This window comes from Bacillus sp. FSL M7-0558 (genome assembly GCF_038003245.1).
In the GTDB taxonomy this organism is placed as follows: Bacteria; Bacillota; Bacilli; order Bacillales; family Bacillaceae; genus Bacillus; species Bacillus pumilus.
Map to the genome: position 1 here is coordinate 2,755,282 of NZ_JBBOOU010000001.1, position 12,964 is coordinate 2,768,245.

Annotated in this window: 9 protein-coding genes, 21 tRNA genes and 1 rRNA gene; 3 read left to right on the plus strand and 28 right to left on the minus strand. The window is 43.4% G+C overall.

Annotated features, from left to right (window positions below; genetic code table 11):
• Positions 1–100 precede the first annotated feature (100 nt).
• The 6 genes from menC to MHB79_RS13950 all read right to left on the minus strand — a co-directional run bounded on the left by menC (position 101) and on the right by MHB79_RS13950 (position 7,539).
• The gene (gene menC / locus MHB79_RS13925; protein ID WP_050943486.1) at positions 101–1,225 is read right to left on the minus strand and encodes an o-succinylbenzoate synthase; all 1,125 of its coding nucleotides are present in this window, start codon (positions 1,223–1,225) and stop codon (positions 101–103) included.
• Complete coding sequence (locus MHB79_RS13930) at positions 1,212–2,672, minus strand: o-succinylbenzoate--CoA ligase (protein WP_340989999.1); 1,461 nt, start codon at positions 2,670–2,672, stop codon at positions 1,212–1,214. The genes menC and MHB79_RS13930 overlap by 14 nt, the downstream gene beginning before the upstream one ends.
• Before the next feature lie 71 nt (positions 2,673–2,743).
• Positions 2,744–3,562: a 1,4-dihydroxy-2-naphthoyl-CoA synthase gene (menB, locus tag MHB79_RS13935; protein WP_003217719.1), complete on the minus strand. Its 819-nt coding sequence runs from the start codon at positions 3,560–3,562 to the stop codon at positions 2,744–2,746.
• Between the two features lie 14 nt (positions 3,563–3,576).
• Positions 3,577–4,401, minus strand: a complete 825-nt coding sequence (menH, locus tag MHB79_RS13940) for a 2-succinyl-6-hydroxy-2,4-cyclohexadiene-1-carboxylate synthase (protein ID WP_106028993.1) — start codon at positions 4,399–4,401, stop codon at positions 3,577–3,579.
• On the minus strand, positions 4,386–6,128 hold the full coding sequence (menD, locus tag MHB79_RS13945) for a 2-succinyl-5-enolpyruvyl-6-hydroxy-3-cyclohexene-1-carboxylic-acid synthase (protein ID WP_340990002.1): 1,743 nt from the start codon (positions 6,126–6,128) through the stop codon (positions 4,386–4,388). Before menD ends, menH begins: the two co-directional genes overlap by 16 nt.
• The gene (locus tag MHB79_RS13950) at positions 6,121–7,539 is read right to left on the minus strand and encodes an isochorismate synthase (RefSeq protein ID WP_340990004.1); all 1,419 of its coding nucleotides are present in this window, start codon (positions 7,537–7,539) and stop codon (positions 6,121–6,123) included. The genes menD and MHB79_RS13950 overlap by 8 nt, the downstream gene beginning before the upstream one ends.
• Before the next feature lie 382 nt (positions 7,540–7,921).
• Here MHB79_RS13950 and MHB79_RS13955 point away from each other — a divergent pair, with 382 nt between their 5' ends.
• The 3 genes from MHB79_RS13955 to MHB79_RS13965 all read left to right on the plus strand — a co-directional run bounded on the left by MHB79_RS13955 (position 7,922) and on the right by MHB79_RS13965 (position 10,275).
• Positions 7,922–8,860 (plus strand): 1,4-dihydroxy-2-naphthoate polyprenyltransferase, encoded by a 939-nt coding sequence (locus MHB79_RS13955; RefSeq protein ID WP_003217744.1) that lies wholly within the window; start codon positions 7,922–7,924, stop codon positions 8,858–8,860.
• Between the two features lie 117 nt (positions 8,861–8,977).
• Positions 8,978–9,712: a TraR/DksA C4-type zinc finger protein gene (locus MHB79_RS13960; protein ID WP_340990006.1), complete on the plus strand. Its 735-nt coding sequence runs from the start codon at positions 8,978–8,980 to the stop codon at positions 9,710–9,712.
• A gap of 86 nt (positions 9,713–9,798) precedes the next feature.
• Positions 9,799–10,275 (plus strand): TspO/MBR family protein, encoded by a 477-nt coding sequence (locus tag MHB79_RS13965; RefSeq protein ID WP_034620862.1) that lies wholly within the window; start codon positions 9,799–9,801, stop codon positions 10,273–10,275.
• Between the two features lie 78 nt (positions 10,276–10,353).
• Here MHB79_RS13965 and MHB79_RS13970 read toward each other — a convergent pair.
• From MHB79_RS13970 to rrf, 22 genes are all read right to left on the minus strand, one after another.
• Positions 10,354–10,425, minus strand: a tRNA-Glu gene (locus MHB79_RS13970).
• A 7-nt stretch (positions 10,426–10,432) separates the two neighbouring features.
• Positions 10,433–10,523 (minus strand) — tRNA-Ser (locus MHB79_RS13975).
• Positions 10,524–10,526: 3 nt separating this feature from the next.
• Positions 10,527–10,601 (minus strand) — tRNA-Asn (locus MHB79_RS13980).
• Between the two features lie 6 nt (positions 10,602–10,607).
• Positions 10,608–10,684: transfer RNA gene (locus MHB79_RS13985), tRNA-Ile, on the minus strand.
• A gap of 17 nt (positions 10,685–10,701) precedes the next feature.
• Positions 10,702–10,775, minus strand: a tRNA-Gly gene (locus tag MHB79_RS13990).
• Positions 10,776–10,786: 11 nt separating this feature from the next.
• Positions 10,787–10,862 (minus strand) — tRNA-His (locus MHB79_RS13995).
• A gap of 27 nt (positions 10,863–10,889) precedes the next feature.
• Positions 10,890–10,962, minus strand: a tRNA-Phe gene (locus tag MHB79_RS14000).
• Between the two features lie 18 nt (positions 10,963–10,980).
• Positions 10,981–11,057: transfer RNA gene (locus tag MHB79_RS14005), tRNA-Asp, on the minus strand.
• 48 nt (positions 11,058–11,105) lie between these two features.
• Positions 11,106–11,182, minus strand: a tRNA-Met gene (locus MHB79_RS14010).
• A 23-nt stretch (positions 11,183–11,205) separates the two neighbouring features.
• Positions 11,206–11,298, minus strand: a tRNA-Ser gene (locus MHB79_RS14015).
• A gap of 7 nt (positions 11,299–11,305) precedes the next feature.
• Positions 11,306–11,382, minus strand: a tRNA-Ile gene (locus MHB79_RS14020).
• Positions 11,383–11,386: 4 nt separating this feature from the next.
• Positions 11,387–11,460, minus strand: a tRNA-Met gene (locus MHB79_RS14025).
• A 24-nt stretch (positions 11,461–11,484) separates the two neighbouring features.
• Positions 11,485–11,557: transfer RNA gene (locus MHB79_RS14030), tRNA-Ala, on the minus strand.
• A gap of 8 nt (positions 11,558–11,565) precedes the next feature.
• A tRNA-Pro gene (locus MHB79_RS14035) sits at positions 11,566–11,642 on the minus strand.
• 7 nt (positions 11,643–11,649) lie between these two features.
• Positions 11,650–11,726 (minus strand) — tRNA-Arg (locus MHB79_RS14040).
• Positions 11,727–11,737: 11 nt separating this feature from the next.
• Positions 11,738–11,823, minus strand: a tRNA-Leu gene (locus tag MHB79_RS14045).
• Between the two features lie 12 nt (positions 11,824–11,835).
• Positions 11,836–11,907: transfer RNA gene (locus tag MHB79_RS14050), tRNA-Gly, on the minus strand.
• Positions 11,908–11,937: 30 nt separating this feature from the next.
• Positions 11,938–12,020, minus strand: a tRNA-Leu gene (locus MHB79_RS14055).
• Between the two features lie 8 nt (positions 12,021–12,028).
• Positions 12,029–12,104: transfer RNA gene (locus MHB79_RS14060), tRNA-Lys, on the minus strand.
• 37 nt (positions 12,105–12,141) lie between these two features.
• A tRNA-Thr gene (locus MHB79_RS14065) sits at positions 12,142–12,217 on the minus strand.
• A gap of 33 nt (positions 12,218–12,250) precedes the next feature.
• Positions 12,251–12,326: transfer RNA gene (locus MHB79_RS14070), tRNA-Val, on the minus strand.
• Between the two features lie 473 nt (positions 12,327–12,799).
• Positions 12,800–12,915: ribosomal RNA gene (gene rrf, locus MHB79_RS14075) — 5S ribosomal RNA — on the minus strand.
• Positions 12,916–12,964 lie beyond the last annotated feature (49 nt).

Genomic DNA, 12,964 nt, shown 5'->3' on the forward strand with positions numbered 1-12,964 from the left:
GCGGGTCACCGCTCTTTCTTTTTAGTTGAGACAGGAAGGAAAAACTTTCACTCACTATATATAGATTTTATTGGATATGCAAAAGGTGAATACTTCATTTTCACATCACAAAATCATGTTTTGTAAAGACGTCAATTTTATCTGAAAAGGAACGAAGCGCTTGATAATCCACTTCTACGCCCATTCCTGGGGAACGAGGCACCTCAATAAAACCATTTTCAACCTTGATTTCAGGATAAATGATATCCTGCTCCCAATATTTTGACGAAGCGGAAATATCACCTGGAATTGTAAATTGCGGAAGCGAAGCAAGTGCCACGTTCTGCGCGCGGGAAATGCCTGTTTCAATCATTCCTCCGCACCATAACGGAATTTGATGCTCCTTACTGAATGTATGGATTTTGAGGGCTTCTGTCAGCCCTCCAACTCGTGAAGGCTTCACATTAATAATTTGACAGCTGCCAAGCTCTACAGCTTTTCTAGCATCATCTAAGGAACAAATACTTTCATCCAAACATATCGGTGTTTTTAAATGCTTTTGCAAATGGCGATGATCGACGATATCATCTGCAGCTAATGGCTGTTCAATCATTAATAAACGAATGTCATCGAGCTGTTTGAGCTTGCTAATATCCTTTAATTCATAAGCAGAGTTTGCATCCGCCATTAGTGGAAGGTGAGGGAAAGACTCTCTAATTTTTTTAAGGAGTCCGATATCCTGCCCCGGCTTAATTTTCACCTTCACCCGCTGATAACCTTGGTCCACAAATTGCTGTATTTGCTTCAGCATGTCATCAATGGGTCCTAACCCCGCCACAACACCAGAAGGTATTCTATCCTTGGTGCCGCCTAATACATCTCGTAACGACTTATTCTCACGCTTCGCATAAATATCCCAAACAGCCGCTTCAATTCCCGCTTTCGCCATCCTATTACCTTTAAATTGGTACAGGCTGTCTGGTATTTCTGAAGGGTGTGTAAAGGTGCGTGTCAGCACATTTGGTATAAAAAAAGCTCTCAGCATATGGTAACAAGTCTCAATGGTTTCTTCTGTATACCAAGGAGAAGAAAAGGCTGACACCTCTCCCCATCCAGTCAATCCCGTTTGATCTTTTACCTCGACAATAATAAACTCACGCTCTGAGATGGTCCCAAGACTTGTGGTAAATGGCTGCTTGAGCTTCATCGTGACATGATATAAAATCACTCGTTCAATTTGAATCATCTAAAAACCCCTTTGACTTGAGTCTGTGCCTCTGCAATTTATTTGACGCATTTCTTGGCAGCTGGTCCACAAAGTGAAAAGCGGCAGGCCATTTATATTTTGCTAGATGCGACTCACATAAAGCATAGAGCTCGTTCTCCGGTATTTTATGGTCTGTGACAAGAAAGGCAGCTGGTACCTCTCCCCATCTATCATCATACATACCCGTCACTCCGGCTTCCTTTACATGCGGATGTGTTAACAGGATCGCTTCAATTTCAGCAGGATAAATATTCTCACCGCCAGAAATAATTAAATCTGAACGGCGGTCAAGCACAAATAAAAATCCTTCCTCATCCACATAGCCGATATCACCCGTTTTCAGCCAGCCTTGATCAAAAGCAGCCGCGGTCGCCTCTTCGCGGTAAAGGTACCCTTTCATGACATTTGCCCCTTTCACCATAATTTCGCCATGCTCAAAAGGACGACAAATGGATGTACCATCTTGAATTTTCAGCTCACATCCAAAAAGGGGTTTTCCCGCTGATCCAAGCTTCTCTACACTAAATTCAGGCGCAAGGGTCACAATTTGTGAACAGGTTTCTGTCATGCCGTACGATTGAAACACAGGGAAGCCTTTCTCTTTGCTTTCTTGAAGCATCGCAAAAGGCGCAGGTCCTCCGCCTAATAACAGACAGCGCAAAGAAGACGGACATTCTTCCAGCCTGCTTAATAAACGGGATAACATCGTTTGAACAACAGATATCATCGTCACACGATGCTGTTCAATCGAACCCTTTACTTCATCGACATCAAACTTTTGATGAAGTACGACAGTCATCCCATAAATCACAGACTTAAATAAAGCGGATAACCCGCTAATATGAAAAAGAGGCAGTGCAATAAGCCAGCGGTCATCCTCTCTGAGGCCCATATTGAGTGCAGAGGAAACAGCACTATAAAAATGATTACCAAACGTTTGCTCGACCCCTTTTGGTTGTCCTGTTGTGCCAGACGTATACATGATCGTTGCTGTTTCATTCAAATCAAATTCGCTTTCGATTTTCTTTCCATTGTCGTGACCTGCTTCTGGTAAAGTCTCCATTGTATAAACGGGTAGATCACCCTTATGATCACTTGCATAAACAGGTTCAGTAAATAAAGCGGCTGCTTTTGCATCTTCAAGTTGATAGCGCCTTTCAGCTTTTGTTAACTTATTGTTCAATAGCACGATTTTGAATCCTAATGAAAAACAAGCATGAACAAGCATCACCATTTGAGGCTGGTTGTTCATCAAAAGCCCGACCGTTTCCCCTTTTTTTAATGATGCTTGTGCAAATCTATTTGAAAGCTCATTGACTTCATCAGCTAAATCGCGAAATGTCCACTGTTTATCCTGATAAATGAGTGCGACTCTTTCTGGTGTTAAATAAGCACGGTGCAGCAGCCAATTCGGTTGCTTCATCATGACACCTCCTTTTTGTAAAAGAAAACAGCTTAGTCTGATGCACTAAGCTGTTTTTCATCGCTATGATTGAATCAAGGGAAACGCGGGAACTGACCGAAGTCCGGCTTGCGTTTTTCCTTAAAGGAATCGCGTCCTTCTTTTGCTTCATCTGTTGTGTAATAAAGAAGTGTCGCATCTCCTGCAAATTGTTGAATTCCAGCTAATCCATCCGTATCTGCATTAAATGCAGCCTTCAAGAATCGTAAAGCAGTCGGGCTCTTTTCTAGCATCTCCTCGCACCACTTCACTGTTTCCTCTTCAAGCTGCTCTAATGGTACAACAGTATTAACAAGTCCCATATCAAGCGCTTCTTGTGCATTGTATTGACGGCATAAGTACCAGATTTCTCTCGCTTTCTTATGACCAACAATACGTGCAAGGTAGCCTGAGCCATAACCAGCATCAAAGCTGCCTACTTTTGGACCAGTTTGTCCAAAAATCGCATTATCTGCTGCAATTGTCAGGTCACATACAATATGAAGAACGTGTCCGCCGCCGATTGCATAACCAGCAACCATCGCAACAACAGGTTTTGGAATCACACGAATTAAACGCTGTAAGTCGAGTACATTTAGACGCGGAATTTGATCGTCTCCTACATAACCGCCATGACCGCGTACTTTTTGATCTCCACCAGAACAGAATGCTTTGCCGCCAGCACCTGCAAGTACGATCACACCAACATTCGAATTATCACGAGCACGTGAAAATGCATCAATCAATTCACTCACAGTCTTTGGTGTAAACGCGTTATGTACATGTGGACGATTAATCGTGATCTTTGCAATTCCATTGCATGTTTCATATAAAATTTCGTCATATTGACGCTCAGTTTGCCATTCAATAGCCATCAATAGTTCCTCCTCTAATCTTGCGTAATAAACTCACTTACTATTTTACCAAAAAAATGTGGTTGTTCCACATGAACTGTATGCCCAGCCTGCTCAGCCAATATGAATTGACTGCCTTCAAGCTCCTGCTGCATACGTGTGGCGATCTTGCAGAACTTTTCATCAAGCGCTCCGCACATCAACAAAACAGGTAAATTCATATGCTTTAACCCCTTCCAAACAGAGGGCTGCGAACCTGTTCCTATGCCTTCTAAGCTGCGAGCCAGTCCAAGTGGATTGGCTTTTAGCCTTTCCTCTCGTAGTTGAGCCTGCGTGTCAGCTGATAAAGTTTTCTGAGAAGCAAACAGTGGAATACTCTCCCAAAAATCCACAAACTTCACTAAACCTTCATGTCTCATTTTCTGAGCCAGCTGATGATCATGTTTGAGTCTTGCCATCCGCTCTTTAAACGTGCGAAGCCCTGGAGAGGTACTCTCTAGAATCAACTTGTTGACTCGCTCTGAATAACGAGAGGCAAATGATAAAGCAATACGTCCTCCCATAGAATATCCGAGAATATTCACTTTGTGAAGCTTTAATTGGTTTAAAATCTCTGCAAGATCTGCTAGCTGATGCGACATCGCATATCTTCTTATACTTTCTGGTGAGTCCGTGCGGCCATGTCCAAGCAGGCTGACTTGAATCAATCTTGTATTTCCCATATAAGCATTCAAGAATGTCCAAGAAGCCGCGCTTCCAGTGAAGCCGTGTAAGCATAGCGTGGCATTCTCACCTGATGGATTCTGATCCACCACCTCGTACGCCACACCATCACGCATCCGTATTATGAAAGAAGACATTCTTTTTTCACTTCTTCCAATATGTCATCCATCATTTGACGATGCTTGCTTACACGAGAATGCCGATCTGTTTCAATTTCAATTAAATGAAGTCCAGGCTCTTCTATATGCGCCTTGTAGACATCATGTAATTCTTGTTTCGTTGACGGTTTCGAATAGGTTCCCCCATACAACTTCGAAGCATACTCAAAATTCAGTCCAGTCGGTGTACCAAAGAGTTTTTCATAATACGGTTCCTCAGACGCCTGTGGAAGGAAAGAAAAGATGCCTCCTCCATCATTGTTTAACAACACAACCGTCAGTGGAATGTCCATCAACTTCGCTGCAAGGAGACCATTCATATCATGGTAAAATGATAAATCTCCAATCACTAAGGTGACCGGCTGTTTCAAAGCTGCATACGTGCCAAGTGCTGTAGACACAACACCATCAATACCATTTGCTCCTCGATTCGCCATCATTCGAAAAGGCTTCGATTGCGCTTCAAAAAATGTATCCACATCACGAATCGGCATACTATTCCCGATAAAAAGGACACTCTCCTTCGGCAAAAGATGCTGAAGCTGACGGTACACATTCCCCTCAAATGACAGATCCTCATCAGAATAATGGGAAGCATGCGTTCTGAATGATGAATTTGCATCCTGCCAGCGCTTTAGAAAACTTGTATCCTCACGTTGATCCGATCTATTGACTACTTCATCTACAAAAGCTGCCACATCACTTTCAAAGACATATGAAGCACTCAGCCCAGGATCTCGAAAACCTCCGGCAGCATCAACAACAATCTGATTCACTTCCGCATGTTTTTCCAGCCACTTGAATAAAGGCTTAGACACAGGCATTGGTCCAAAACGAATGACCATATCCGGCAATAGGTGCAGCTGCAATGCTTCATCTTTCAATAAAGAATCATACGCATCAATAATAAGATCTGCATGCTCATGACCATTTCGTAAATGAGAAAGCGGGTCCGCTAAAATCGGCATATGCAAGGCTTTTGAAAGACGTAATACTGCCTCTATCTCTTCCTCCGTATGAAGCTCGCCACACACAATAAGTCCCTTTTTGGAACGGTTCATAACCGTCACAATTTCAGATATCGCATCATCATTTGGGAAAGCCTGTCCTGTAGCTAATACCTTTTTCAGGTCTGTTTCTTCTCGCTCGAAAGGATCAATAGACAAATCAGGAAGCAATGGTTCTCTCAGAGGGACATTGATTTGTACAGGTCCCTTCGGCTCTTGCATCGACATATGATTTGCTCTTGCCGCAGCCGTCTGAACATAGCGTAACATCGTCTGACTTTCTTCTGGCAATGCTAAGTCTGTGAACCATTTAACAAACTTACCGAATAAGAATTGCTGATCAATCGCTTGAGGTGCTCCAACTTCCCTCAATTCGTGCGGCCGATCAGCAGTTAAAACAATAAGTGGGACACGGGAATAATGTGCCTCTACAATGGCTGGGTAAAAGTTAGCTGCTGCTGTACCTGACGTACAAATAAGCAGCACTGGTGTTTGACTTGCTTTTGCAAGACCAAGCGCATAAAAAGCAGCAGACCGTTCATCCACTAATACATGGACATTGATGTCTTGGTGGGCTAGAGCCAGCATTGCAAGCGGGGTCGAACGAGAACCTGGACAGACAACTGCCTCTTGTACGCCACCTTGGACAAATTCATCCATCAATCTGCCAATATATGTTGTCATGATTTGATTATTCAATAGGACGACCTCCAAGGGCAGATAGCATTGGTCTTAATTTCACTTGCGTTTCCTCGTACTCCTGCTTTGCAAGGGAATCCTCTACAATGCCGCAGCCAGCGAACAAACGAACATAGTCTTCCTCAATAAGACCTGACCGAATGGCGACAGCAAATTCTCCATTATCCTGAGAGTCAATCCACCCTACCGGCGCTGCGTACCAGCCACGTTTCAACGGTTCGATTTCACGAATGACCTCAACCGCCTTTTCCTTCGGATATCCGCCTAATGCTGGCGTCGGATGGAGCTGTTCAATTAATGAAAAGAGAGAACAGCTGCTTTTAATTTCTCCTACAATCGGTGTAAACAAATGCTGAATGTTTTTTGTTTTATAAAGACTAGGTTGATTTGGTTTATGCACGCGAAGGCAATTAGCCTCAAATGCTTGCTCAATCATATTGACAACAATTTGATGTTCAATCAAATTCTTTTCATCATGCAGCAGTTCCTCGCCTAATGCTCGATCTTCCGCTTCATCTTTTCCACGAACAATCGAACCTGCTAAACAAGATGAAAAGACCTCTCCGCCGCTTTTTTTCACTAAGCGTTCCGGCGTAGCTCCGACAAATGCTTGTTTCCCCTGTTCAACCGCAAATACATAACTCGTTGTTTGATGCTTTAATAATTCTGATAACAGTGGAGCGAGTTCAATTTGATTTTTATAGTGAAGCAAGACTTCTCTTGCTAAAACAACCTTTTCATATTCGTTTGCACGAATGTGGTCTGTCGCTTCTTGGATCGCCTTCATCCATTCCTTCACATCTCGTTCTTCCATATGAACAAGTTCAGCTTGTCCACCATGTCTGAGCGGTAATGTTGCGTAATGAGAGGCTTTTTGTTCTAATTCTTGAATGAGCTGATGAACATTACCGTCCACCTGCTTCCATTCATTGATCGTCAGAAACGTGCCTTCTTTCGAGACAGTGAGCATCATCGATGGCACAAAAAAATGAGCCTCGCCAAAAGCTTCCCAGTGACGCGCCTTCTCTTCATACGGATCAAATGAGAATCCTCCAAATAAAAGCGGACCAACAGCCGCTTGCCTTAACTCCTTCTCATCATGAAAATGGAACATGTGCTGCTTCAGCTGTTCCCATTCTTGATGGACTGTATCAAATCGTTCCTTGCCTTGCTCAGATGATTTAATAACGGCCGCTCTGCCAAGTCCAGAAAATATCATTTGGCTTTCTGGATCAGACCAAAAAAACCGCTCGCCTAAAAAATCCGCTTCGCCGCTTTGGAAAAAGGCAAGAGGATCCAGATCGTCAACTCTTCTGGAGTAGCTTATCAAAACAGCATGGTTGACGTTATTCGCTTCTTCTAATGTCGCAAGCGCTTCCTGCCGGAAAGTACTTTGCACTGTTGTCACCATGATACATTCCTCCAAAATCCATGAAATAACATAAAAAAATAAAACCATAATGAACAAATACGTGAACATTCGAGTATGTCGAATGACCTGCTTTTCTATTATAAACCTTAACAGATGAACTTAGTAAAGAAAACAGCTTTTTAAACCTCGAATCCTTATTATATCACGCTTTCTAGATTTTTTCGCTCCTGCTTCTTGAAACGAGAGCATCTATAAGAAAAATGGAAAATCTTGTTCTAAGATCAAGCTTTCTCTCGATATGGCAACGATTAGCAAACATCTTTTTCAGGTTTCATCGCATCAATATATTGACACCTTTTTGAACTTTGCTAAACTGGAATTTGGACGTGCACGTATTTTTTTATTTAAAGGAGTATATTTTATGCAGCATCAATCGATATCAGATCAGCTTTCACCGATTAAGCCTGATAAGAACTGGCGGATTTGGTGGAATTTACTACGACCGCATACATTAACAGCAGCATTTATTCCCGTTACTTTAGGAACTGTTCTCGCACTTCCAAGTGGTCAAATACATGTTGGGCTATTTTTAGCTATGCTGTTTGCATCTATGTTTATCCAAATCGCAACGAACATGTTTAATGAGTACTTTGATTATGTTCGCGGATTGGACAACGAGAAATCTGTCGGCATCGGCGGCGCCATTGTCAGAAATGGTGTGAAACCTAAAACCGTTCTCAGCCTTGCTTATGCACTATTTGCGCTTTCTTTACTACTAGGGGTGTACATTTGCATGATGTCTAGCTGGTGGATTGCACTGATAGGACTCATATGTATGGCAGCAGGCTATTTCTATACAGGCGGTCCTGTTCCTATTGCATATACACCGTTTGGAGAAGTTGTGTCAGGTGCTTTTATGGGACTAGGAATCATCCTGATCAGTTTCTATATTCAAACAGGCACACTGACGTCTAAAGCTGTTCTCGTCTCATTACCAATTTCTATTTTAGTTGGTGCCATCTTACTATCGAACAATATCCGCGATTTAGACGGCGATAAAGAAAATGGACGAAAAACACTTGCTATTCTTGCTGGGCGAAAGGCTGCTGTGAACATTTTACTTTCCATGTTTTTGATCTCTTATGTACTTATTTTTGTTTATATCTTCACAGATATTGTCGGCCTTTGGAGTCTTCTTGTTTTACTCAGTGTCCCAAAAGCATATACAGCTATCAAAGAATTTAAGCAAAAAGAAAAACCAATTGAATTAATGAATGCCATGAAATCTACAGCTCAAACCAATACATTTTTCGGTTTCCTGCTGACAATCGCTTTGATCTTACAATACTATATCGCGTAACAAAGAACGCCTGCAGCCGCAGGCGTTTTTTCATGAGGAATTGCTTCAATTTGGAACTAGTCTTACAGACAAAATTGCTCATACTAATATTATGTTTAATATGAAAGGATGATCGCTTTGTTGTCTAAAGACGAATTACATCATTTGAAGCAGCGACTTCTCGATGAAAAGCACGAACTCGAAGCCAAAAGCCATGACGATGAACAAAAAGTATCATTTCCTTATGATTCGGTCGGAGACCTGTCAGCCTATGATAATCACCCAGGTGATCAAGGGACAGAGCTGTTCGAACGCGGGAAAGATATTGCGTTAAACAGTTTGGAACATGAACATCTGTTAGACGTTAATGAAGCACTTCAAGCCATCACAGACGGCTCTTATGGGCTATGCAAGGTCTGTAAATCCCCTATCCCAAAGGAACGCTTAGAGGCCTTACCTAGTGCCGTCACATGCACAGAGCATTCAAAAGAACAAACCGTTTCACAAAACCGTCCGATTGAAGAGGATTTATTAAGTCCGCCATCAGGGCAATTCGAAAATGAAGAAAGTGTAGCCTATGATGGAGAGGATGCATATCAAGACGTAGAACGCTACGGAAACTCTGATACTCCGTCCGATATGGAAATTCCTCCATTGACATACGATGATGTGTATACACAATCAGAAGATGAAGATTATGTCGAAGACTATGAAGGATTCGCAGCTGCTGATATTGAGGGCAAAGCAAGCAAAGTATATCCAAATAAAGCCCACGAAGCCTATGAAGAGGCATTGGATGACGAAGGCGTCATGACCGTATTTGGTGACTTGAAGCCGTACGAAGAAGAACCTTATACAGAAGAAAATCATTAGTCCCCTCATAATGGGGGCTTAATGTTTATATCATGTAATGATTGGGAAATCACTTTAAGAGTGAATTTGATTGGAGGAGATTCTTAATGGCGAGAAAAAGTATCATTTGGGCAGTGGTTGTCTTCTTTATTACATACGCATTATTCTCTATTGCCGGATTCTTGTTTCCGATTGACAGAGAGTGGTATGATGCATTAAATAAACCGGAATGGACACCGAGTGGTGGAGTAATTGGCGCTGTGTGGGCTGTCTTATTTGCTCTCATCTCGTTGTCCGCAGCGATCATTTATGGAAAATATGGATTTCAAAAAATCACTTTACCCTTTTGGATTCTTTTTCTTTTAAATTACGTATTTAATCAAGCCTTTAGTTTTTTTCAATTTACACAAAAAGATCTATTTGCCGCTACGATCGATTGCCTTCTTGTAGCACTGACAGCACTTGCTCTTGTCATCGTCTCGCGTAAACTAAGCAAAGTCGTTCCAATTTTACTAATTCCTTATGTCTTATGGGGCTTCTTTGCAACATACTTGTCTTATACGATCTATTCCATGAACATGTAAAAAAAGACCGCTATAATGGCGGTCTTTCTTTTTTGAAGAAAATAAAAAAGAGATCTTTGACAAGACCTCTTTTAAATATGACCCGTACGGGATTCGAACCCGTGTTACCGCCGTGAAAGGGCGGTGTCTTAACCGCTTGACCAACGGGCCAGATAAATGGCGGAGAAGGAGGGATTTGAACCCTCGCGCCGCTCGCGCGACCTACACCCTTAGCAGGGGCGCCTCTTCAGCCACTTGAGTACTTCTCCATTTGGCTCCGCAGGTAGGACTCGAACCTACGACCGATCGGTTAACAGCCGATAGCTCTACCACTGAGCTACTGCGGAATATCATGGTGGGCCTGAGTGGACTCGAACCACCGACCTCACGCTTATCAGGCGTGCGCTCTAACCAGCTGAGCTACAGGCCCATGATTGGATATACAAATGGAGCGGGTGATGGGAATCGAACCCACGACATCAGCTTGGAAGGCTGAGGTTTTACCACTAAACTACACCCGCAAATATATGTATGGGGCGATTGATGGGAATCGAACCCACGAGTGCCAGAGCCACAATCTGGTGCGTTAACCACTTCGCCACAACCGCCATACTATCAATATTTTTTTATAAAAGTGGCTCGGGACGGAATCGAACCGCCGACACACGGATTTTCAGTCCGTTGCTCTACCAACTGAGCTACCGAGCCAAGTTTTCATTTTAAAAATGGCGGTCCGGACGGGACTCGAACCCGCGACCTCCTGCGTGACAGGCAGGCATTCTAACCAACTGAACTACCGGACCATTTTGGTTGCACTCATTGAGCACTCACCATTGGTATATAAAATAATTTGGTTGCGGGGGCAGGATTTGAACCTGCGACCTTCGGGTTATGAGCCCGACGAGCTACCGAACTGCTCCACCCCGCGATGATATAAGTTTTCGAAAAATATGGCGGAGGAAGAGGGATTCGAACCCCCGCGGGCTTTGACACCCCTGTCGGTTTTCAAGACCGATCCCTTCAGCCGGACTTGGGTATTCCTCCGTATAGATGGTGGACCTTGTAGGACTCGAACCTACGACCGGACGGTTATGAGCCGTCTGCTCTAACCAACTGAGCTAAAGGTCCTTTATAGCGGCGGAGGGGATCGAACCCCCGACCTCACGGGTATGAACCGTACGCTCTAGCCAGCTGAGCTACACCGCCATGATCAAAATAATCTTTTAAAAGTGGAGCCTAGCGGGATCGAACCGCTGACCTCCTGCGTGCAAGGCAGGCGCTCTCCCAGCTGAGCTAAGGCCCCATAAAAGATGGTCGGGAAGACAGGATTCGAACCTGCGACCCCTTGGTCCCAAACCAAGTGCTCTACCAAGCTGAGCTACTTCCCGATCTTAATGGCGCGCCCGAGAGGAGTCGAACCCCTAACCTTTTGATCCGTAGTCAAACGCTCTATCCAATTGAGCTACGGGCGCTTATTGTATAATGCCGAGGGCCGGACTTGAACCGGCACGGTAGTCACCTACCGCAGGATTTTAAGTCCTGTGTGTCTGCCAATTCCACCACCCCGGCGTGGATGGTATAAGCGGAAGACGGGATTCGAACCCGCGACCCCCACCTTGGCAAGGTGGTGTTCTACCACTGAACTACTTCCGCATTACAGGATTTCTTTATTTTATTTGGCAATGCGGGTGAAGGGACTTGAACCCCCACGTCATAAAGACACTAGATCCTAAGTCTAGCGCGTCTGCCAATTCCGCCACACCCGCATGAAACATGGTGAGCCATGAAGGACTCGAACCTTCGACCCTCTGATTAAAAGTCAGATGCTCTACCAACTGAGCTAATGGCTCGCTTTAAAAGCGACTTGTCTATCTTACCATATGAAACTGGTGCCGGCAAGAGGACTTGAACCCCCAACCTACTGATTACAAGTCAGTTGCTCTACCAGTTGAGCTACACCGGCTTTATCTATCCTAACATTATGTAAGAATAAATATGGTGGAGGATGACGGGCTCGAACCGCCGACCCTCTGCTTGTAAGGCAGATGCTCTCCCAGCTGAGCTAATCCTCCACTATGTAGGAATCTCTCGATCCGACAAAGATTATTATATACAGGTTTTCATCATTTGTAAAGGCTATATTAAAAAAATTTTATTTCAATTTTCATTACGTATTTCTTTTAACAAATGACCTTTATTTCCTCTATTCAAACAGCGTGATCTAACGTTCATCACTTAAACTTCTCCACTCTATATTCTCTTTAAAAACGGACAATTCCTTTATAAATATGAACATCTCACATTAGATACAGTATGTCCGAAATGGAATTATCTACTAATAACGATATAGAGCTCTTCTATCATTTATTAATCTAACTCTCTACTGGTTTAACTGAAACGCTCGATCTCTTTTGTTTTAATGTGTTTCACATGCTTGTAAATGAGTTAGAGTGTCGAAACGTTCATCAAACAAGTGCAATCAGCAGCATATTTTCTCAAGAAGCACAAAAAAGACCAGCTCCGTATGGAACTGATCCTTAGAAAAGCTTGGCGGCGTCCTACTCTCACAGGGGGAGACCCCCAACTACCATCGGCGCTGAAGAGCTTAACTTCCGTGTTCGGTATGGGAACGGGTGTGACCTCTTCGCTATCGCCACCAAACCTGATGGAGAGAATGTTCTCTCAAAACTAGATAACAATGTTCAAACTT